At 66.1% G+C, this 21,401-nt stretch carries 13 protein-coding genes; 5 read left to right on the top strand and 8 right to left on the bottom strand.

Annotated features, from left to right (window positions below; all coding sequences use genetic code 11):
• Positions 1-37: 37 nt before the first annotated feature.
• Positions 38-1,138: an ABC transporter ATP-binding protein gene (locus tag PKKP23_RS02120; protein ID WP_126875602.1), complete on the bottom strand. Its 1,101-nt coding sequence runs from the start codon at positions 1,136-1,138 to the stop codon at positions 38-40.
• A 140-nt stretch (positions 1,139-1,278) separates the two neighbouring features.
• Here PKKP23_RS02120 and pdxR point away from each other — a divergent pair, with 140 nt between their 5' ends.
• Positions 1,279-3,087 carry a MocR-like pyridoxine biosynthesis transcription factor PdxR gene (gene pdxR / locus PKKP23_RS02115; protein WP_126875601.1) on the top strand — a complete coding sequence of 603 codons (1,809 nt, stop codon included), beginning with the start codon at positions 1,279-1,281 and terminating at the stop codon, positions 3,085-3,087.
• Between the two features lie 61 nt (positions 3,088-3,148).
• Here the strand turns inward: pdxR and PKKP23_RS02110 are convergent, their stop codons facing one another.
• Entirely contained in the window at positions 3,149-7,132 is a 3,984-nt protein-coding gene (locus PKKP23_RS02110) for a DUF748 domain-containing protein (protein ID WP_126875600.1), read from the bottom strand.
• Positions 7,133-7,490: 358 nt separating this feature from the next.
• Positions 7,491-8,912 carry a DUF1254 domain-containing protein gene (locus PKKP23_RS02105; protein ID WP_126875599.1) on the bottom strand — a complete coding sequence of 474 codons (1,422 nt, stop codon included), beginning with the start codon at positions 8,910-8,912 and terminating at the stop codon, positions 7,491-7,493.
• 387 nt (positions 8,913-9,299) lie between these two features.
• Between PKKP23_RS02105 and PKKP23_RS02100 the strand changes: the two genes are divergently transcribed.
• The 3 genes from PKKP23_RS02100 to PKKP23_RS02090 all read left to right on the top strand — a co-directional run bounded on the left by PKKP23_RS02100 (position 9,300) and on the right by PKKP23_RS02090 (position 15,599).
• Complete coding sequence (locus PKKP23_RS02100) at positions 9,300-11,930, top strand: heavy metal translocating P-type ATPase (RefSeq protein ID WP_126875598.1); 2,631 nt, start codon at positions 9,300-9,302, stop codon at positions 11,928-11,930.
• A 274-nt stretch (positions 11,931-12,204) separates the two neighbouring features.
• Positions 12,205-14,235 carry a methyl-accepting chemotaxis protein gene (locus PKKP23_RS02095; RefSeq protein ID WP_126875597.1) on the top strand — a complete coding sequence of 677 codons (2,031 nt, stop codon included), beginning with the start codon at positions 12,205-12,207 and terminating at the stop codon, positions 14,233-14,235.
• A 206-nt stretch (positions 14,236-14,441) separates the two neighbouring features.
• Positions 14,442-15,599 carry a porin gene (locus tag PKKP23_RS02090; protein ID WP_017774264.1) on the top strand — a complete coding sequence of 386 codons (1,158 nt, stop codon included), beginning with the start codon at positions 14,442-14,444 and terminating at the stop codon, positions 15,597-15,599.
• Positions 15,600-15,718: 119 nt separating this feature from the next.
• On the opposite strand, the gene PKKP23_RS02085 is transcribed toward PKKP23_RS02090, so the two are convergent.
• Positions 15,719-16,021 carry a hypothetical protein gene (locus PKKP23_RS02085; RefSeq protein ID WP_126875596.1) on the bottom strand — a complete coding sequence of 101 codons (303 nt, stop codon included), beginning with the start codon at positions 16,019-16,021 and terminating at the stop codon, positions 15,719-15,721.
• 595 nt (positions 16,022-16,616) lie between these two features.
• Complete coding sequence (locus PKKP23_RS33990; RefSeq protein WP_017774262.1) at positions 16,617-16,772, bottom strand: hypothetical protein; 156 nt, start codon at positions 16,770-16,772, stop codon at positions 16,617-16,619.
• 335 nt (positions 16,773-17,107) lie between these two features.
• Between PKKP23_RS33990 and PKKP23_RS02080 the strand changes: the two genes are divergently transcribed.
• On the top strand, positions 17,108-18,193 hold the full coding sequence (locus tag PKKP23_RS02080) for a DMT family transporter (RefSeq protein WP_126875595.1): 1,086 nt from the start codon (positions 17,108-17,110) through the stop codon (positions 18,191-18,193).
• 114 nt (positions 18,194-18,307) lie between these two features.
• On the opposite strand, the gene PKKP23_RS02075 is transcribed toward PKKP23_RS02080, so the two are convergent.
• From PKKP23_RS02075 to PKKP23_RS02065, 3 genes are all read right to left on the bottom strand, one after another.
• Positions 18,308-18,979, bottom strand: coding sequence for a hypothetical protein (locus tag PKKP23_RS02075; RefSeq protein ID WP_126875594.1), 672 nt, complete (start codon positions 18,977-18,979; stop codon positions 18,308-18,310).
• A 346-nt stretch (positions 18,980-19,325) separates the two neighbouring features.
• Positions 19,326-19,565 carry a DUF2442 domain-containing protein gene (locus PKKP23_RS02070; RefSeq protein WP_017774259.1) on the bottom strand — a complete coding sequence of 80 codons (240 nt, stop codon included), beginning with the start codon at positions 19,563-19,565 and terminating at the stop codon, positions 19,326-19,328.
• A gap of 90 nt (positions 19,566-19,655) precedes the next feature.
• Positions 19,656-21,395, bottom strand: a complete 1,740-nt coding sequence (locus tag PKKP23_RS02065; protein ID WP_240658682.1) for a hypothetical protein — start codon at positions 21,393-21,395, stop codon at positions 19,656-19,658.
• Positions 21,396-21,401: the final 6 nt, after the last annotated feature.

The following is a 21,401-nucleotide window of genomic DNA, read 5'->3' as shown; positions in this document are numbered from 1 at the left end:
TGGTCTTTGGTACAGGGTTGTTGTGTACAACTGGGACTCAGGCGAACACGCGCAGATGCTCCGGCGCGAATTCGAGTGCGACCGGGCGGCCGGGCGCAAAAGCGTCGAGCGCATCGGTGCCGAGCGGCACCTTCACGAAGCACTCGTCCTGTTCCGGCAGACCGCAGCGCATGCGCACGTGGTCGCCGAAATAGATGAGACCGCGCGCCTCGCCGGCGAGCGTGTTGCCGTTCTGGCCTGCGGCACCTGCAATACCGGAAGCGAGCTTCATGCGCTCGGGGCGAATGCACGCTACCGCGGGCACGCCAGCCTTCGCACCGCCCACGTTGCGGCCCACGAGCCGCGTGCCGTCCGCAAGACGGAACGCGCAGAACTCGCCGTCGACGCTTTCCACCGTGCCGCGCAGCCGGTTGCTGTCGCCGATGAAGTTCGCGACGAATTCGTTGCAGGGCGACTCGTAGAGCCGGTCGACGGTATCGAGCTGCTGCACCACGCCCTTGTCGAACACCGCGACGCGGTCGGACATGGTGAGCGCCTCGCCCTGGTCGTGTGTGACGTAGACGAAGGTGACGCCCAGCTTCTCGTGCAGCGACTTGAGTTCGTACTGCATGTGTTCGCGCAACTGCTTGTCGAGCGCGCCGAGCGGTTCGTCCATCAGCACGAGCTTCGGTTCGAACACGAGCGCGCGGGCAAGCGCAATACGCTGCTGCTGGCCGCCCGAAAGCTGCGCCGGATAGCGTTTTGCGAAGCTTTCCATGCGCACCATCTTCAGCGCGTTGTTGACGCGCTGCGCGCGTTCTTCCGCCGATACCTTGCGTACCGAAAGCGGATAGCCCACGTTCTGCTCGACGGTCAGGTGCGGGAACAGCGCGTAGTTCTGAAACACCATGCCGATGTTTCGCTTGTGCGGCGGCACGTTGTTGAGCAGCTTGCCGTCAAGCCAGATTTCGCCGCCGGTCGGAAATTCGAAGCCGGCCAGCATCATCAGGCAGGTCGTCTTGCCCGAGCCCGACGGGCCGAGCAGCGTGAGGAATTCGCCCTGGTAGATGTCGAGGTCAAGTTGCTTGACCACGAGCGATTCGCCGTCATAGGTCTTTCGCACACCGCGAAAGCTGACGATCACGTCCCCTTTTTTCATTGCCCCAGTCTCCTCCTCACAATGCAGTTTCCTTACCATTGGCTCCCTCCGCAAGGCGGGTTTGAGCTAATGGCGTGATCCACTATAGCCGCTTACGGTTCTACAATATGGAACCATTTCATTATTCTGGATAGAGCCACTTGGACACGATCATTCTCGCGGACTGGCTGTCGGCGCGGATCGACCGCGCATGCGGAGAGCCGATGTATCGCCAGGTGCTGCGGCTCATGCAGCAGGCCATCCTCACGGGCCAGCTCGCGCCGGGCACCAAGCTGCCGAGTTCGCGCACGCTCGCAACCGACCTCGGCATTGCGCGCAACACGGTGCTGCACGTGTACGACCAGCTCACCGCCGAGGGCTATGTCATCTCGACGACGGGCAGCGGCACGTACGTGGCGGACACGCGGCCGGACAAAGCCGCGGTGAACGTGCGGCGGGAGCAAGGGACTGCGGGTTCGTCGGGCACTGCGGGCGGGCCGGCTTCGGCAAGTGGCTCCACAGCGCCAGCAGCAGGAACGGCAAGCAAGGCAGCACCCGCCCCAGGCACAGCCACCGAACGCTCGAGGGACGCTACGACTGCAACGGCATGCACGCCGCAAGCCGCCGTGCGCCACGAGCCAGGCGCCATGTCGATGCGCGGGCAACGTCTGATCGATCAGGCTGGCGTCTCGCCCAAGCAGTGGGGCGCCTTCATGCCGGGCGTGCCCGACGTCGCCGAATTTCCCGCGCGCACGTGGAGCCGCCTGCAAGCGCGGCTATGGAAAGAGGCGAACGCGGATCTGCTCACCTATGCGCCCGGCGGCGGCTATCGGCCGTTGCGGCGCGCGCTCTCCGACTACCTGCGCGTGGCGCGGTCCGTGAACTGCACACCGGACCAGATCATCATCACGACCGGCATCCATCAATCGATGGACCTTGCCGTGCGCCTGCTCACCGACGTGGGCGATCGAGTATGGGTGGAAGAGCCGTGCTACTGGGGCGCGCGCAGCGTGCTGCAATCGTCGGGGCTCACGCTCGTGCCGGTGCCCGTGGACAGCGAAGGGCTCAACCCACGCGAATCCGATCTGCTCGATCCACCGCGGCTCGCGCTCGTCACGCCTTCGCACCAGTACCCACTCGGCATGGTGATGAGCCTCGCGCGCCGCCGCACGCTGCTCGAATACGCGCGGCAGCACAAGGTGTGGATCATAGAAGACGATTACGACAGCGAGTTCCGCTATGGCAGCCGTCCGCTCGCGTCGCTGCAAGGGCTCGACGAAGCGGGCCAGGTGATCTACGTGGGCAGCCTCGGCAAGATGCTGTTTCCGGGCCTGCGCATCGGCTACATGATCGCGCCGCCGCACCTCGTCGACGTGTTCCGCACGGGCGTGGCCGAGCTTTACCGCGAAGGTCAGTTGATGCAGCAGGCCGTGCTCGCCGAATTCATCATGGACGGCTACCTGACCTCGCACGTGCGCCGCATGCGGGCGCTTTACGGCGAGCGTCGCCAGATGCTGATCGACGCCATTACGCGGCACTTTGGCGACGCGCTGCCCGTGATGGGCGACGAAGCCGGGCTGCACCTCGTACTCGGCCTGCCCGACCACGCCGACGACCGCGCGGTAGCCGCGGCCGCATTCGACGCGGGCGTGATCGTGCGTCCGCTCGCGGCGTATTACAGCGGCAACGGCGACATGAGCGGCGCCGGCAATAGCGATGCAGGCGGCAACGGCTCTGCACCGCAGCGCGGCCTGCTGCTCGGCTACGCGTGCGTGCCCAACGAGAAGATCGATCCTGCCTTCGCCACGCTTGCCGGCGTGATCGAGCAGCATGCGTTCGGCCGCACGCGCGCGGCCTCGAACCGGGCGCCGAGCCGAGCGGGCCCGGCCACGGCGAAGCAAAACGCCGAAGCTGCAAAGACCGAAGCGCAAACCGAAGCATCGACCGAAGCCCAAACCGGCTCGGCATAAAAAAATCGCGCCGCCGGGCATTCGCCCGTGCGGCGCGATGCTTCGCCTCGCGCGGGGCGCTCTACTTCAAACCGAAGTCCACGCGCGTAGGCGCACCCTTGTCGCTGATACCGTCGGCGTTGAGCTTCGGCGCGACGATGAACACGCGGCTCGAATCCACCTTGCCTTCGAAATACTGCTGCACGCTCTGTGCGCGACGTTGTGCGAGATCGCGCAGGCTGGCCTCGTTGATGGGCGCGTGCTCGGCGAGCGCGCTCTTCATCTCGTCGGCGGGCAGGAACTTCGTGAGACCGATGAAATTGCGCGGCTTCTTGAAGTCCGCCGCCTTGTAGACCTTCGCGAGATAGCTTTCGTACTCGGCCGGGTCCACCTTGATCGACATCGGATCCACGCTTTCGCCCTTACCGATCGTGTCCTTGAGCTTTTGCTGGCGCACGAGGCGGTCCACGTACAGGTTGCGCAGCGCGGGCTCGTCCACGGCCGGATCGACGCGGCCAATCAGATCGATCTTCACCGACGGTTTGTCTGCCAGCGCCTTCGCGATCTTGTCGAGCTTCTGGTTGTCGGCCTCCGTGAGATCGGCCGACCCCGGCGCGAATTCGACGTAGCCCAGTTCCTCGCCGCCTCCACCGAACGCGTTCGCGAGCAGCGTGAACGGCGACGTCACGGCCTTCTGCAAAAGGTTGAGCACGGCATGCCAGATCAGGCTGCCAAAGCTGAACTGCGGATTGTCGAGCGAGCCCGATACCGGAATGTTCACGTCGATCTGCCCTCTCGAATTCTTGAGCAGCGAGATGGCGAGGCGCACCGGCAGCTTCGTCGCCGTGTCGTTCTCGACGTGATCGCCGAACGTGAGCTGGTCGATGAACAGGTGATTGTTCGCAGTCAGCTGGTTGTTCTCGAGCGTGTAGTGCAGATCGACATTGAGCTTGCCCTTCGTGATCGGATAGCCCGCGTACTTCGTGGAATACGGCGTGAGGTTCGTGAGTTCCACGTCGTGCGCCGTGGCCGTGAGGTCGAGCTGCGGTTTTTCGATGAGCGGATTCACCGAGCCGCGAATGGCCACCGGCCCGTTGGCCGCCAGCTTCGCGGCCACGTCCACGGGCGCGGGCGTGGTGGACTGCGTGCCGAATGCGCCCACCTTGCCCTGAATGTCGACCAGGTTCGCCGTGTAGTTCGGCTTCACGAAGTTGTCCGTGTAGGTCACGCGGCCGCTACGCAGCAGCAGTTCGCCGAAGTGCATGCGCACCGGGCTTTCCGGCTCTTTCGCCGCCACCACGGTAACAGGCGGCGCCGACGCGGGCCGCGCGCCCGAGGCCTGCTTTGCCGTTGCCACCGTTGCCGCCGTCGTAGCCGTCTTAGCCGTCTTAGCCGTCTTAGCCGTCTTAGCCGTCGTTGCCGTCGTTGCCGTCGTTGCCGCGGTAGCCGATGCCGCCGCCGCTTCCGCCGCCGTGGGCGGCGAGAGCGGTACGGGCGCCTTGCCGCTGTTGTCGCGCGTGAGCGACTGCGCCTCGCCCGTCTGATGCGCCACCACGTCCTTGAGATTGAGCTTGCCTTGTGCATCGAGCAGCACGCGGCCATAGAAGTTCGAGAACGTGACGCGTGCTGCGTCCACGTCGGTACCGCGCTCGTCGTAGTTCGCCTTCAGGTTCGTGAGCGCGAGCGAGCGCCAGCCCGCGAACGGGTCCGACGTCGCCTTGTCCAGCATCCGCACGTCCACGAGCGCCGCGTCGCCGCGATACGACGCCTTGAGGGCCTTGCCCTGCGTCGCGGCGAGATCGCCGTTCGCGGTGACGAACGCGCTCGCAATCGTCACGTTGAGTACGTTGCCGAAGTACGGCTCCAGCGCGGCCACGTCGAGACGGTCCGCGTTCACGCGCACCGCGGCTTTCAGCGGCGTGGGCGTCACGTCGCCGGTCACGCCGAGCGTGCCCTTGCGGTTCACGGTGGCATGCAGTTCAACGGGCAGCGCGTGACTCATGTTGTCCGTGATCTGCTGCACCTTGAGTTGCAGCGGCGCGACGTTGAGCTTCACCGGGCGCGCGGTGGTGCTGTCCGTGAAGTTCGCTTCGGAATCCGCGAGCGAGAGCGTACCGATGCGGTAGTGCCATTCGGGCGCAGCCGGTTGGGCGGTCTTTCCGGTTGCGTGGGCCGCGGGATGCGCCGGGGCCGCTTCATGCGCGGCTTCGTGCGTGCCCGCAAGGTCGGCCAGGTCGATGCTGCCGTCCTTGCGACGCTCAGCGTTCACCTTCAGGCCCTTGAGGTCGACGGCGTCGATGTCCGCTGTTTGGGCCGCCAGATCCACTTTCTTCACCTGGACGCGGCCGTCTGCCAGTGCGATGACGGGCTCGTTGCTCGTGCCGCTTGATCCGCGTCCAGCGCCCCGCATGGCAACCTTCAGCGACTTCAGTTGCATGTCGCTCGCGCCTACCTGGAGCTGGAACGGCGTGGCGCTCCAGTTCGCGCTGACGTTCGCGTTGGCGGTAAGCGTGCCGTCCAGCACCTGAGCGGCCGTCACACTGTCGAGATACGGCTGGCGCGGGGCGAGCGGCAATGCGTTGACGTCGATCTTGGCGTCCGCCGTCTTCGCCACGAGGCCCAATGCGCCGCTCACGGCGAGCGAGCCGCCGCCGTCGAATGCCAGGTTCAGCCCGTAGTGCGCGTTCGTTTTGGCGAGCGTCGAAAAATCCGTGAGCGTGGCCGAGACTTGGGTAGGCCCGAACACGACAGGCCTCGACGGCGTTTCGTCGGTGAAGCGCAGGATGCTGTCGTTAAGCGCGAAGCGCTTGATGGCGAGGTCGAGCGGCGCGGCGGTGGTGGTGGCCGCTTCGGGCTTCGGTGCGGATGCAGCGGCAGCGGCCGAAGCAGCGCCCGACGACGCGGACGCACCCGAAGCGCCAGTAGAAGTAGCAGCAGCACCCGGCGCCGACCCCGCAGCCGGCGCGCTGGCACTACGCGGCGCACTCGCCGACGTCTGCGGCGAGCCCGCGAACATCCGCCGCACGCTCAGCACGCCGGCCTTGTCGCGTGTGAGCGTTGCGTCCGCGCCGTCCAGCCGGATCTCGTCGAAGTGATAGACGCTCTTGAGCGGCTCGAGTGTGGACGCCGCCACGTGCACCGCGCGCGCCGCGAAGAACGGCGCTTTGTTCGGGTCCAGCACGTTGGCGTCGTCCAGATCCACCGTGCCGGAAACCGTGAGCGAAGGCGTATCGCCCGACATCAGGAAGTTAAGCTTGAGGTCCGTGGAAAGCTTGCCGGACTGCACCGTCACCGGCAGTTTGGCCGGCACGTACGAGATGAGGCGCGGCACGTCGAGCGCATCGAGCCGCAGCGACACCTGCGACTGGCGCGACGCCGCAAACGGCAGCGTCTTGCCGTCGATGGCGAGCTGACTGCCGTCAATACGCGCGCGCAGCAGCGGCTCCACGAAGATGTCCGTCTTCGAAGCCAGCGTTGCAATGAACGGCACGCCGAGCGACCAGCGGTCCACCACGTGCTGCTCGCCAAGCAGCCGGTCGTCGAACTCGACGCGGCCGTTCTCCAGATGAATGTTGGAAATGGAAAACGGCGTGGGCTTGCTGGAGGGCTGCGACGGCGTGGAGAACTTCTCGATCAGGTCGCTGAAATTGAAGCGCTGGGCGTCATAGCGAACGATGTGAAAACGCGGCGAATCGATCTGGAGTTCGTCCACGATCGCGGCGCCGCGAAAGAGCGACGTCCAGGAAGGCTTCACGATGAGCCGCTCCACGTCCGCGAAATCGCCCGAGCCGCCGCGCTCGCCGATATGCACGCGGTCCGCCTCGAATCGCAGCGTGTACGGATTGAGCGCAATACGTCCGATGGAAACCGGCCGGTCGAGCTGCTTGCTCAGTTGCTGGGCTGCAATATGGCGGATCAGCGGCGGCGCCGCGAAGAAGCCGAGCAGGCCGAACAGCACGAGAAAGACGACGAGCCCGATCGTGATACGCCGGGCCCGCCGGCTGTGCGCTGCATCGCGCACGGCGCGCAGCGAGGAAGTGAGAGATGCTTTGTTGATGCTTGCCATGCCTCGGATGTGGTCACAGGTGGAACGCGTGGGCGTTGCCCGCGAAGGGCGGGTCCGCGAAGACAGCCGCGCCGGCCAGGCCGGCGAGCCAGCGAGGCTCGCCGCACGGCGGCGGCAGACATGTCGCAACCAGGGCAAACCGTTGGTGGTTCAGGTTCGTGGAAGTATATGTCGCGGGCTTGCAGGGGGACAGCGTGAGCATTGTGAATAAATGCAAAACGCAAGCCGGAAGGGGGAGCCGGCCACCGAGGCGAGCGGTGGCCGGGGCAGCGCGCCGGGCGAGCAAGCGCGCCGGGCGCTGTGTACTGGGCTATTTACCCGGCTGTCTGTTGCAGTATGCGTTCCGTCGTCGCGCGCCTTATTGCCGCTCGACGGCGGGCGGCTCCCAACTGCCGTCCGTCGCCTGCTGCTTCGGCGCGTAGAGCCGCAGCACGAGCTTGAAGTCGCTGCGCGGCGCGGGAACCCAGTTGGGCGTTTTCTTCGAGCCCACCGCGGAAACGTAGACGTCCACGGACCCGTCGCGGCTGCGTCGCAGGCCGTAGCGGTCGCTCAGCGAAACGTGCGCCGGCGCGCTTTCGCCGAGCGCGCCGTCCTTCGTGTACGCCGTAATGGACCAGAAGCCGCGCACCGGCGGCAACTGCTTCGCGGCGAAGTGGATGACGTAGCGGTTCGCGCCGTTCAGCGCGTGGCCGTCGCTGTCCTGCGAGACCACCGCGCGCACTTCGTCGTCTTTCGTTCCGAGGCCCAGTTCCGTGAAAGCCGTGTAGGCACGCAGCGCGTAATCCGAGCCGTACGCACCCGCGTTGTCGCTCGCCCAGCTCCAGCCATTGGCCGACAGCAGATTCGACGGCGCCGTTGCCACGCGATCGCGGCCATCGCTGAAGCCGGCAGCCACGGCATCGCTCGCGGCGGCGGGCAGCGCCACCGGCTGCCCCGGCGTCACGCCGAGGTCCGAGAGAATCTTGAGCGCGTGCGGGTCGTCGGGTGCGGGCGGATTGTCGGGCAGCGCCTGCGCAAGGCGGCTGAAGAACCCGTTCGCGTCCAGCGCGGCGGCGCGGGCCACCGGGTTCACGGTGGCAGCCGAATCTGTGCCGGCGCCGCTGTTGCGCGCCACCTGGGGTGCGGGACGCGCATCGCCCGTGTACGCCGAAAGCGGCGCCACGCGGATGGCGCGCTGGAGCTTGCGCACGGCGGCAAGGTCGCGGCCACGCGCAGTCTGGATGCGCACGGAGAGCCACACGTAGCGGGTCGGCACGTCGATGCGCTTGACGCCGGCCGGCAGGTCGCCCTTCCAGCCCGCCGCCGCAAAGGCGACCGTCTGGGCCTTGATGCCGGTCACCCGCGTGGTACCAGCGTCGCCAGTGGACCACACCACGTTCGTCCACATGTCGAGCGCGCGCGCATCCACGTAGCGGCCGCGCGAGTCGGGCAGGGAGACGATCACGGGTTCGTCTGCGACGTCGAGCCAACCCGTGGAATCGAAGGTATCCAGGCTCGGCATGGTCGGATTCGCTGCGCCAACGGGCGGCAGCGCCTGGGCATGGCGCAGCGTGTTGACCGCCGCCTGGCCCGGCCCGCTGCCTACGGCGGCGTCGCGCGCAATGTCCATGACGACGAGCGGATAGCCGAACACATAAGAGTCGGACACTTCGTCCTTGACCCAGCCAGTGCTTTTTTCGGTGGGCGCGGGCGCGGAAGCGCATCCCGCCAGAAAGGCAAAACCTGCGAGCGCAGCGCAGGTCCATTGAAACGAGTAGGGTTCGCGACGATTTTTTATCATTCGTTGATTGTGCGGATCAGTCTGGTCCATAAGATGACGCCGATGGAAACAGGCTGCGCCGCGCGGCCCCGCGGCCGTCTCCTCGCCTCGCCTCGATCTTCTCCCCATCGCGCCGGGTTGTATCGTATCCCTCGCGACCAGGCATGAAAAGGCGTCAATACGGAATTATCCCTGCCTCGCCAGCGCAAAAATGAGGCGCTCCCGGCATGTGGGTCCCCACTTACCTGCTATCCATGCGTCAGTTAGGTTGACCGACCCGGCTTGACCTTCCCATGACTGGAAGGTCGATACTTGCGTTTTATGTGCTGTTCATGCGGGCGGTTTCCCGTCTGCGCGCTCAGCGGCCAACACCGCTTGCTACTGTGGCATTGCCACCCTCCAATCGCCATGACCGATCTCTCCGCCGAACTTCCCACCGAGGCGCGCGCCGAACCCACGGTGTCGGAACTGGAAATTACCGGCATGACCTGCGCGAGCTGCGCCACGCGCGTCGAGAAGGCGCTGGCGAAGGTGCCTGGCGTGGCGCGTGCGTCGGTGAACCTCGCCACGGAAAAAGCCACCGTCGAGACCAACCGCGAAGTTGCGCCCGACGCGCTCGTAGCGGCCGTGACGAAGGCGGGCTACGGCGCCGTTCCGCTCTCCACCGCCGTCGCCGAATTGGCCATCGGCGGCATGACCTGCGCGAGCTGCGCCACGCGCGTCGAGAAGGCGCTGGCGCGAGTGCCTGGCGTGGCGGGCGCCTCGGTCAACCTCGCGACGGAACGCGCCACCGTCAATCTGCGCGGACCGGTCAGCGCGAGCGAACTCGACGCGCTGGTCGCCGCCGTGCAGAAGGCGGGCTATGAGGCAACGCCGGTCGTAGAAACCGAAGCGGCACCCGCCGCCGACGGCACCGATCGCGCACGCGCCGCCGTGCGTCGCGAACTTGCCTGGGTCCTGATGTCCGCGCTGCTGACCCTGCCGCTCGTCGTTCCCATGATTGCCGCGTCGCTCGGCGCGGACGTGATGCTGCCCGCCCTGCTGCAACTGGCGCTCGCGAGCGTCGTGCAATTCGTGTTCGGCGCGCGTTTCTACCGTGCCGCCTGGAAGGCCGTGCGCGCCGGCGCCGGCAACATGGATCTGCTCGTCGCGCTCGGCACGTCTGCCGCATATGGCGTGAGCGTCTACCAGATGGTGGTCCATCCGGACGATGCCATGCACCTGTACTTCGAGGCCTCTGCCGTGGTCATCACGCTGGTGCGTTTCGGCAAATGGCTGGAAGCGCGCGCGAAGCGCCAGACCACGGACGCCATCCGCGCGCTCAACGCGCTGCGCCCCGACCGCGCCCGCATCCGCACAGGCCACGAGGAGCGCGAGGTGCCGCTCGCGCAGGTGCGAGTGGGCACGGTGGTCGTGGTGCGGCCCGGCGAACGCGTGCCGGTGGACGGCGCCGTGCTGGAAGGCCGCACGCATATCGACGAGTCACTGATCACCGGCGAAAGCCTGCCCGTGCCGAAGCAGCCCGACGATCCGGTCACGGCGGGGTCGATCAACGGCGAAGGCGCCATCGCGGTCAAAACCACGGCGATTGGCGCGGAAACCACGCTTGCCCGCATCATCCGTCTGGTCGAAACCGCTCAGGCCGGCAAGGCGCCCATCCAGCGGCTCGTGGACCGCGTGAGCGCCGTGTTCGTGCCGGCGATTCTCGTCGTGGCCGCCGTGACGCTGGGCGGCTGGCTGCTCGCCGGCGCGTCCGCGGAGACTGCGATCCTCAACGCCGTGGCGGTGCTCGTGATTGCGTGCCCGTGCGCGCTCGGGCTCGCCACGCCGGCCGCGATCATGGCCGGCACCGGCGTCGCCGCGCGCCAGGGCGTGCTGATCAAAGACGCCGAGGCGCTCGAAATCGCGCATCGCATCAACGTGGTCGCGTTCGACAAGACCGGCACGCTGACCGTGGGACAACCCAGCGTCACGGTCTTCGAACCCGCGCCCGACACTTCGGTCGACGAAGCACTGGCGCTCGCCGCCGCCGTGCAGCGCCAGAGTGACCATCCGCTCGCGAAAGCGGTGGTGCGGCGCTGGGAAGAGACCGTTGGCGGCGCGCACGAGTCGTCTTCGGCGGTCGCGCTCCGGGCGGCCGCGTCTCTGACGGCGGCGCCTCTGACGTCTGCATCTCTGACCGCCGCGCCTCTGACCGCCGCGCCTCTGACGGCTGCATCTCTGCCGGCCACCCACGCCCGCGCTGTGCCCGGCCGCGGCGTGGAAGCCGAGGTGGACGGACGGCGCATCGCCATCGGCAGCGGCGTCTGGCTCGATGAACTCGGCATCGCGATTCCCGCACAGCTTGCCGCGCGTGCGGCCGAACTCGAGCATGCGGGTCAGACGGTCTCGTGGCTCTTCGCGCACGGCGCGGCTTCGGCAGCGCCGTCGCCTTCTACGCCAACGCCCAGGCCGCAGCCCGCCGCCGTGCTCGCGCTGATCGGCTTCGGCGATACCGTGAAGCCGTCCGCGCGCGCCGCCGTTGCGCAACTGCGGCGCCTCGGCATTCGCAGCGTGCTGATTACCGGCGACAACCAGGGCAGCGCGGCGGCGGTGGCCAACAATCTCGGCATCGACGAAGTGCACGCGCGCGTGCTGCCCGACGACAAGGCACGCGTGATCGGCGACCTGAAAATCCGCACCGCAGGCATCGTGGCCATGGCCGGCGACGGCATCAACGACGCGCCTGCGCTCGCCGCCGCCGACCTCGGCATTGCCATGGCCACCGGCACGGACGTCGCCATGCACGCAGCGGGCATCACGTTGATGCGCGGCGACCCGCTGCTCGTCGCCGCCGCCATCGACATTTCGCGGCGCACCTGGCGCAAGATCCAGCAGAACCTCTTCTGGGCCTTCGTCTACAACCTGATCGGCATTCCGCTCGCCGCTTTCGGGCTGCTCAATCCGATGCTCGCGGGCGCCGCAATGGCGTTCTCCAGCGTGAGCGTCGTCACCAACGCCTTGCTGCTGCGCGCCTGGCGTCCGCGGAGCCAGGGGTAAGGGCTCGCCTGGGCTCGCCTGGTTTCGGCCAGAACCGGGCGTGGTTCTGGCTTGCTTTGGTCCTCGCCCTGGTTGTGGCCAGGGCTTCCACCCTGCCCCTGGTCGGTCCCGCATTCAAGAACCGCCGCGGTCTGCCGTAATTGACAAGATCGTGACGTAACCCTGCGGGGCTGCCGCGCGCGCCGTCGGCCCAACCACCGGGCCGACGTACTGGGCGCCGCGCGGCCATGCGGCGCCCGCCGCTCCCCGCGTCTTCCGAGCGCCCAGGAGGCCCATGAAAGTTCTGTTCCCGCGCGGCATGAGTGTCGGTGCGCGGCTTGCCGCGTTGTCCTGCGTTCTGGTGGCGTCGATATTCGTCGTCTTCACGTGGGCGCTCACCCACACGGCTGGCCAGCAGGTGAGCCGCCAGGTGCTGGCCCGTATCGACGACCGCGACCGCTCCGTCGCCGCGATGATCCATCTCTTCGACGACGCCCTTTCCGCCGAAGTGGGCCGCGCGATGTCGCTCTTCGCGAGCTTTTTGCCCGGCGAGATCAGCGTCGACGAATCCCAGAAAGTGGACATCAACGGTGTCGCCACGCCAACGATGAAGGCCGGCGACAAAGTGCTGAACCTCGATTTCTCGATTCCCGACCAGTTCCTCGCGAAGAGCGGCGCTATCGCCACGCTCTTCGTGCGCAGCGGCGACGACTTCGTGCGCGTGACCACCTCGCTCAAGAAGCAGGACGGCTCGCGCGCCATCGGCACACTGCTGGACCGCAAGGGCCCCGCGTATGGCCCTGTGCTCGCGGGCCGCACCTTCACCGGGCTCGCGCCGCTCTTCGGCAAGCGCTATATCACGCAGTACAAACCGGTCATGGATGCCGCGGGTCGCGTGATCGGCGCGTTGTTCGTGGGCGTGGACGTGGGCGCGCAGATTCAGTCTGTGGAAGACGGCATCCGGCAGATGAAGATCGGCAACAGCGGCTACTACTTCGTGGTGGACGCGTCGAAGGGGCCGAACAACGGCAAGTTCATCGTTCATCCGGCCGCCGCCGGCCAGCACTTCGACGACGCGAACGCGCCCTACTCGCAGATGCTGGAGGCGAAGGAAGGCCGCATCACCTACACCTCCGCCGACGCAACGCTCGGCGAAACGAGCCCGCGCGAAAAGAGCGTCTCGTTCATCACCGTGCCGGAATGGCAGTGGCTCGTGGGCGGCGTCGCGATTCACGACGAAGTGATGGCCGACGTGACCGCGACGCGCGACCGCTTCGCCGCGCTGGGCTTCGCGCTCGTGATCGCGTTCGCGGTGGTCTTCCTCGTGGCGGCGCGGCGACTCGTGAGCCGGCCGCTTGACGAAGCGGCCAAGGCCGCGGCACGCCTCGCGGCGGGGGACCTGAGCGTGCGTCTCGCGCATGGCAAGGGCCGCGCGGAGCGAGGCTTCACTGCCGACGATGCCGACGGCGCCGACGCTTCGCGCGCTCGCGCGGACGAGATCGGGCGGCTCATGCACGCCATCGATGGCATTGGCGAAGGGCTCGCGCGCATCGTCACGCAGGTGCGCCACGCATCGTCCGATATGGCCGACGGCACCACACGCATCGCGGCCACGAGCGGCGAGATCGCTTCGCGCATCGCGACCCAGGCGAGCAGCGTGGAAGAAACGGCTGCAAGCATGGAACAGATCACGTCGACGGTTCAGCAGAACGCCGACCACGCGGCGCGCGCGAATTCCGTGGTGAGCACCGCCGCCGACGCTGCGCTGAACGGCGGCCGCGCGGTGGAACGCGTGGTGGCCACGATGAGCGACATCAACCGCTCGTCGCAGAAGATCGCCGACATCACGAACATGATTGAAGGCATCGCGTTCCAGACCAACATCCTCGCGCTCAACGCAGCCGTGGAAGCGGCACGGGCGGGCGATCACGGCAAGGGCTTCGCGGTGGTCGCCGCGGAAGTCCGCGCGCTCGCGCAACGCAGCGCGGCGGCGGCGAAGGAGATCGACGCGGTCATCGCCGAATCCACCGCCACAGTGCAGAGCGGCTACCGCATCGCCGAAGAGGCGAGCACGACGATGCAGGGCATTGTCGAGCGCGTGGACGAAGTGCGCCAGATCATTGCGGACATCAGTGTCGCTTCGCGCGAGCAGTCGGGTGGCATCGAGCAGGTGAACCTCGCGGTCACGCAGATCGGCGAGGCGACACAGCAGAACGCGTCGATGGTCTCCGAGGCGGAGAATGCGGCCGCCGGCCTGCGCGACCAGGCTGCGCAGCTTGCACAACTGGTGAGCGTGTTCAAGGTGGATCCGCAGGCGCGCGGCTGATTCGATTCTCCACATCAATATAGTGCGCGGCGGCTTCGGGCCGCGCACGGTCTTGTCCGCTGCCGCTACATGACAAGGCGATGACATCTTCGTTCCAACCTGAGCAAGACTGTTCTCCATGCACAGCGGCTTTTCTCGCGCGGCCGCCTTCTTACACTCCTGACGCAGTTTCATTTCCCCTGCAGCACAGTTCAGGAGCTATTCCAGTGAAGAAAAAGATTTCGTTTGCGCTTGCGACCGCGGGTGCATTCGCCGCATCGGCCGCGCATGCACAGAGCTCGGTCACGCTCTACGGGTTGATCGACGCCGGCATCATGTACACGAACAACGTGGTGAGCGGCAAAACGAGCGGCCCGCTCTGGCAAGCGACGAGCGGCAACATCAACGGCAGCCGTTTCGGCGTGCGCGGCAGCGAAGACCTGGGCGGCGGCCTCAAGGCGCTGTTCGTCCTCGAAAACGGCTTCAACGTGCAAAGTGGCAAGCTGGGCCAGGACAGTCGCTTCTTTGGCCGCCAGGCCTATGTCGGTCTTTCGAGCAGCCAGCTCGGCACGCTCACGCTGGGCCGCCAGTACGACTCGCTGGTTGACTACGTGGCGCCGCTCTCGGCTACCGCGGGCACCTTCGGCGACGCGAGCTTTGCGCACCCGTTCGACAACGACAACCTGAACCACTCGCTGCGTATCAGCAACGCGGTCAAGTTCGCGAGCAACGACTACGCGGGCATCAAGTTCGGCGGCCTGTACGCGTTCTCGAACAACACGGACTTCGCGATGAACCGCGCCTACAGCTTCGGCGCGAGCTATACGAACGGCCCGCTTTCGGTAGCCGGCGGCTTTTTGCAGATCAATGGCTCGAAGGGTGCCACGGCGAGCAGCCCGGGTGCCGTGGACCTGGCCGAATCGGCGGCGAACGGCAAGGGCGGCTTCGCGCTCGGCGCGGACCGCATGCGTTCGTTCGGCGGCGGCATCAACTATGCGTTCGGACCGTTCGTGACGGGCTTCGTCTACACCCGCAGCGAGTACGAGAACTCGGGCTCGTTCGGTTCGACGGGCGGCACGGTGAGCTTCAACAACTTCGAAGTGAACGGCAAGTACGCGGTCACGCCGGCGCTGAGCCTCGGCCTCGCATACACGTACACGAACGGGCACGTGGACAACACGTCGACGTTCGGCGCAGATCCGAAGTGGCACCAGGTCGACTTCCAGACGGTCTACAAGCTCTCCAAGCGTACGGACGTCTACCTCGAAGCGATGTACCAGCACGCGTCGGGCAAGAACTACGTGGCATTCATCAATACGGCCGGCGGCGCGTCTTCGACGGCGAACCAGGTGGTCGGCACGGTGGGCATGCGCACGCGGTTCTGATCGTTGTGGGCGACCGCAGCGCGGGCTTGCGCGATGGATAATATCGCGACGCCTGCGCGCGGTGACCGGTTGCGAGGCGCCGGCTTGCCGGTGCCTCGCATGACCTCGTCCGCCGCGTTTCATGCGACGACGATCGCGGCGACGATGGACAGCCACATCGCGATCACGCCCGCCAGAAACGCGCGACGCGCAATCGCCACCCGCGACTCGTCGGCCTCATGCCGCATGGGCGAGGTGGCCAGCCACGGCACGAAACCGAGGCACGCGAACCCGAACAGCGCGAGCAGCGTGACCACCACGTCGCCGGCGCGCCACGGCGTGGGTTCGTGAATGCCCCACCAGGTGAGCGAAATCATGCCGATGGAAAACACCGTCGATGCCGCCGAGCTCAGCGCAACAACAGATCCCGTGGGAAATTGCATGGACGCCTCCGTGATGGGGCCGCAGGAAGGTACGGCCTGATTATCGGTGCGCCCGTTCGTCACCGACAATCGGCCCAACGGCTAACGGAGTTATCCCCATTTTTTGTTGGCAAGGCTGTGGAAAACGCCCGGACATGCCCAGCAAGACACTGATGGGCAACGATTTTCGTGTCGCGTTGCAACGACGGGCAGACGGCGCCAAGAGGCAGCAGACGGGAAGCTTTGACGGGTTTTGGACGCAGCCGCACCACTCGACGTACGGAAGAAAATGCGCCTCCACCCGGCGCATGCCGGTTTTCCACATATTTTGTTGGCAAGGGTGTGGAAAACCTGGGCACAGCGACCGCAAGTGTATGAACCGTAAGCGAACGCGCCGACGGCGTGTCTCGCGAGCAGCCACACGAGGCGGTTCGATTTGAAGACACCGGAAGGGACCAACAATTAAAAAGGCCGGCTTTCCCGCTGAGGGAAAGCCGGCCTTGCAGCGTTCTTGCCGTGTCTATCTACCCGGCCCTACGGTGAGCCAAACACGCAGTTCGACAAAGACGGCTGCGCGAAAGCCAATGCGCCCGCGCAAAACGGGGAATCGATTCGATCAGTCGCCAAGAATGCCGAACAGCGAGACCTGCGAGCGGCGCAGGCGCTCGGCTTCGCGGTGGCGCGCTTCGTACGAATAGTCGGAGTCCATCGGCAGGTGCGGCGACGCGAAGAGATCGCTCACCTTCTGGAACAGTGCGAGGATAAAGCTCATGGCGACTCCCGGTTGGTGCTGAGTGATTAAGGGTTTTCCCTGACCTATGAAGTATAGGGTTTTCCCTAGTTAGACGCTAGTGCGCCGCAGCATTTTTTTGGAGATCCTTGAAAAAGCCGGCGTAGACAAGATTGACGCGTTGCAGCGATACAACATACAGGCACCATGGATCGCGGCTGGGCTCGCGCACCCGAAACAGGGACAAATCTCTTTATTTCGCGCCCTTTTTCCAGACGGTCTGCACTCCACCGAATGGCCGACTGTCGTCACGTCACGCCGTCGATGTATCGTTGCGTCTCGCCGCCCAATTGCCGTTTCAATGGATCCTCAGTCTCATGCAAGCCCCTCCGAATTCCCGCCCGAGTCTTCACCTGAATGCCGCATTCACGGCACTTTTGGCCGCTGCGCTCTTCGGTGCCACGACTCCGCTTGCCAAGGCGTTGCTCGGGTCGATTTCTCCGTTCATGGTGGCGGGGCTCTTCTATCTGGGCAGCGGCATCGGGCTCGCCGCCGTCATGTCGATACAGCGAGCAAGGCGGCACGCAAAGGAAGCCGCGCGTAACGACCACATCGCGTCCGCTGAGATTCCATGGCTGGCGGGCGCGATCGCCGCGGGCGGTGTGGCCGGCCCCGCCCTTCTCATGCTCGGCCTCACCACGACGCCGGCCGCCACGGCGTCGCTGCTGCTGAACCTGGAAGGGGTGTTCACCGCGGTAATCGCGTGGGTGGTGTTCCGCGAGAACGTCGATCTGTCGGTCTTTCTGGGTATGGTCGCCATCGTGGCGGGCGGCCTGTTGCTCTCCTGGCAACCGGGTGCAGGCGGCATGACGACGGGCGCACTCTTCGTGGCGGCCGCGTGTGCCTGCTGGGCCATCGACAACAACCTCACCCGCAAAATCTCCGCCCACGACGCAACGATGATTGCCTGCCTCAAAGGACTGGTGGCCGGCTCGGTCAATCTGGCGATCTCGCTGGGATCAGGCGCCCATCTGCCCGAAGCCGCAACGGCGCTCGCGGCAATGGTCACCGGCTTCGCAGGATATGGCGTGAGCCTTGCGCTCTTCGTTGTGGCGTTGCGCCACCTCGGCACCGCGCGCACTGGCGCGTATTTCTCGGTTGCCCCGCTGTTCGGCGTGGCGTTGGCCCTCATCTTCTGGCCACAGATGCCGCCGTGGCCGTTCTGGGCCGCCGCCGTTCTCATGGGGCTGGGCGTCTGGCTGCATCTGCGCGAGCGTCACGAACATGCTCACACGCATGAGCCGATGCAGCACAGCCATCGTCACCGGCATGACGAACATCACCGGCACACGCACGACTTCGACTGGGACGGCAACGAGCCGCATACCCACCCACATCAGCACGATGCGATCGCCCATACGCATGCGCACTACCCGGATATCCATCACCGGCATTCGCACTGAGGACGGCCGTTTGGCGCAGCGGCGTATCTGCGTGACTTGCCATACATCGGCCGCTGGCGGAATTGAAAAAGGCCGCACACGGCGGCCTCGGAACAGCATCGACGGAAAGAAACGTTACGCGTTGGCGGGGCGCCCGGTCTTGACGAGTTCGACCGCCGAAACGGCGTCCACGAGCCCCTTTTCATCTTTCGCGGCGAGCAGCAGCAAGCCCGCACGCAGCAGCTCGCTCTTCTTCGCCTGCACGCCCGCGGACAAACAACGCTGCTTGAGTTCAGCGATCTTCGCGTAGTCCGATTTCGGCATCGTGAAGCTGTCGCGCACTACCTTTTCCTTCTTCGCGCGGCGCGCTTTTTCTTCTGCGGCGACCTTCGCGGCGGGTTCGTCTTTGGTGGCTCTGGTGGCTTCGGTGGTCCTGGCAGCCTTGGTGGGTTTCTTCGATGCGGCCTCTGCAGCCTTCTTCTTCGCCGGCGTCTGTGCAGCCTTTTCCCCGTTCTTTTCCGCGTTCTTTTTCGCGACGGCTTGCGCGGCAGCCTCGGCTACCACTTCAGTGACCGCTTTGCCCGCCTTCTTCTGCCCCGTAGCCGGCGCCTTCTTCCCCTTCACCGGCGCAGCCTTCACCGACGTCGCCTGCTTCGCCGTCGCGGCGTCGGCCGCCGGCTTCGACGTGGCGGCGCGGCGGCTCGCCTTGGCGGCAGGCTGCTCGCTGTTGCCCGTTGCCGGTTCCTCTGCGCCTTTCGGGAGCTGGAACGCCTTCTTCGTTGGCTGCTTGCTTTGCGGTGTGCTCATCACGATCCCCGTCGTTAATTGGTATAAACAGTATATACGGTTTCTGGCGCGAACTTTTCCGGCCCAGGTCCGGTTCAGGCGACGCGGGCCGGATCATCCGCGAGGCACCGGAAAAGGCATGGCAGGCCGACACGGACTCGCCACGTCGAGCCCGTGGGACGAGTCGCGATTGAGAGGTAGGCAGAAACCGCCACGCGAAAGCGTCACGCGGCATCTGGCGGACACAATCGGCGGTCAAGGCAAGGCAGGCAAGGAGCAACGCGAGCGCCAACCCTTCCAGCACGAAAGCCGAAAACCGAAAGTTGCCAGCGATCCGACGATCAAGGCCTCGATAGACCACAGACATCTAATGTCGCGTGCCTTCCGCCATCGACATGAGAAGCGCCGTCACGTTCACGTCTTCGTCGAGTTCCGGCCAGTACAACTGCTTGCGGTCCATCGATATCGCGAAGTGCTCGCGCTCCGCCTGGGTCGCCGCTTCCAGCACGGGAAACCAGTGCAGCGGAAACTGAATGGCCCGCCCATCCAACAGGTCGAGCACCAGGTGTGTCCTGTCGAAGTGCACATTGACTGCGTCGCCGCCCATGGTCGTCTCCGGAAGGAGGAAAGCGACTTAAAAGATAGGCGGCAGCGGCGGGCGGTTCAAGGCGAATATCGCGTGGCGGCGCGGGCCGGGTCAATGCGTCGCCGACGACGCTTTCGTCTTATGCGCGTGCTGAGATTTCGCGCTGTGCCGCGCGCTTGTCGCGGCGGAATGTTGCGTGGCCTGCGCGGGTCCACCGGCTCCCACGGAAGGCGCAGTCGTGGCGTTCGTCCGCGCAGCCGTCAGTGCGGCCGGCTGTGGCACGGCGACCGTCGCCGAATCGGTATCGAGCAGCGTAGCGAGCGTCGCTTGCTGGCTCATCAGCATTTGCTCCATGCGCTGCTGCTGCGCGGTGGTGTCGCGCGTGAGCCGCATCAGCAGCAGCGTCTGCGCGATGCCGATCGCCACCGTTGCGAGCAGCGCGCCCACCACGATGGAAAGCATCCACTTCATTCGCCGCGAATGATCTGCGGCGGCGCGGCGCTGATCGGCGATCACGCCATAGAGCGCATCCACCGTATCGGCAAACGCCGTCGTGCGGGCGCGGTCCAGTTCCGGGCTGACGTGATGCGCGGTATTGCCCGCGACTGTCTCCAGCGGCGCACTTGCCGTGCGCGGCGCCGCGAACCGCTGCGCCGAAACACCGGGTGTGGCGGTCGTCGACCCATTCGCGGCCATGGCCTGCTGACGCGCCTGAAGCACCGATCGCAATGCGTCCGACGCCGGCGCAGCGGTGTTCGCGATCGAAGCGAGCGTCTGCGCAGGCGAGGAGGCATTGCGTTGCGTTACGGTCGGCGGCGACGCACTACTCGCGTCCTTGCTCGCAGAACGTTCGACGGCGTGGGCGGCCGGCCCGTCGGGGGAAGAAGGTTCGGGGTCCGCATCGCCAGGCGCAGTGGCCGCACGATCATTGGCAACCGCGGTTTCATTTGCATGTCGTCCGGTACTGGCGGCGAGCGTGGCCATCGCCGGAGCTTCGCTGCGAGCTTCGCCGCAAGTCGTATCGTTTGCCCGGGCGGCAGTCACCGCATCCGCGCCCTCATCCTCAGCGGCTTTCTCGCTCACCTCATTCGCGACACCCCGGGCAACCGTGGCGGGCACCACCTGCTCGTCTTGCGCACCATCGGTCTGCTCCGCAGCAACGGCTTCCGCTTTCGACGCACGCATCGAGCGCCGTGCCGGCTTCGCCTGCTCGGCCGTTACGGCGGCCAATGCATCGTGCTGGGTCGCCGTCACGGCCGCCAGCACGACCTCCGGCAATTCGAAACCCGAGAGCGTGCCCTGCCTCACGTCGATCTGCATCGCTTCGACCAGTTCGCGCGTGGGGTCGTCGGGAAAGAGGTCGAGCGTGCTGTCGTCGCGCGGCACGTCGGTGAGTTGTGCCAGACGCTGCACCGACTGGGCGGCGCGCGCGAGCTTGTTTTCGGTATCCGTGGAAACGGTGGAAGCGCGCCGTTTCGTGGACGCGGCGCGCGAGGTGCGAGTGGTTCTGGGTGCTGCGGAATCTGCCATAGGGAACGTGCGATTGTCGCCGCGCGGCGGCCTCACCGTGGCCCATGCCTCGGTTGGGCCGTCCCGCAATGCTGTCTGGACTTGCTGCAATTTCAAGGCGGCATTGTCGCACGTAGCCGCGCTTCTGCCGACCTCATTCGGCACTCGTTTGCCACTCGCTTGGCACTCCAGCATTCTCCGAAACACCCGACAGCACCACGCCGCTGACGCTCGCCCACAGGCGTCGCGCGCCATGCCCGCGATGAGACGCGCAAAGCGAACGGCGTACAATCGCAACCTTCCCGATCTACCGCCGTCCGCATGCGTGCGCGCAGTTCCCACGCACGC

Source organism: Paraburkholderia kururiensis JCM 10599 = LMG 19447, assembly GCF_003986935.1.
Lineage (GTDB): Bacteria > Pseudomonadota > Gammaproteobacteria > Burkholderiales > Burkholderiaceae > Paraburkholderia > Paraburkholderia kururiensis.
Note: the sequence above shows the minus strand (reverse complement) of the source record. Positions and strands in the feature narration are given on the sequence as shown.

Coding starts and splice junctions, on each gene's coding strand:
- PKKP23_RS02105 (WP_126875599.1), bottom strand. CDS start 8,912: ATGATAAAAAATCGTCGCGAACCCTACTCGTTTCAATGGACCTGCGCT.
- PKKP23_RS33990 (WP_017774262.1), bottom strand. CDS start 16,772: ATGAGCTTTATCCTCGCACTGTTCCAGAAGGTGAGCGATCTCTTCGCG.
- PKKP23_RS02085 (WP_126875596.1), bottom strand. CDS start 16,021: ATGCAATTTCCCACGGGATCTGTTGTTGCGCTGAGCTCGGCGGCATCG.
- PKKP23_RS02095 (WP_126875597.1), top strand. CDS start 12,205: ATGAAAGTTCTGTTCCCGCGCGGCATGAGTGTCGGTGCGCGGCTTGCC.
- PKKP23_RS02120 (WP_126875602.1), bottom strand. CDS start 1,138: ATGAAAAAAGGGGACGTGATCGTCAGCTTTCGCGGTGTGCGAAAGACC.
- PKKP23_RS02070 (WP_017774259.1), bottom strand. CDS start 19,565: ATGGGCGGCGACGCAGTCAATGTGCACTTCGACAGGACACACCTGGTG.
- PKKP23_RS02080 (WP_126875595.1), top strand. CDS start 17,108: ATGCAAGCCCCTCCGAATTCCCGCCCGAGTCTTCACCTGAATGCCGCA.
- PKKP23_RS02075 (WP_126875594.1), bottom strand. CDS start 18,979: ATGAGCACACCGCAAAGCAAGCAGCCAACGAAGAAGGCGTTCCAGCTC.
- PKKP23_RS02110 (WP_126875600.1), bottom strand. CDS start 7,132: ATGGCAAGCATCAACAAAGCATCTCTCACTTCCTCGCTGCGCGCCGTG.
- PKKP23_RS02100 (WP_126875598.1), top strand. CDS start 9,300: ATGACCGATCTCTCCGCCGAACTTCCCACCGAGGCGCGCGCCGAACCC.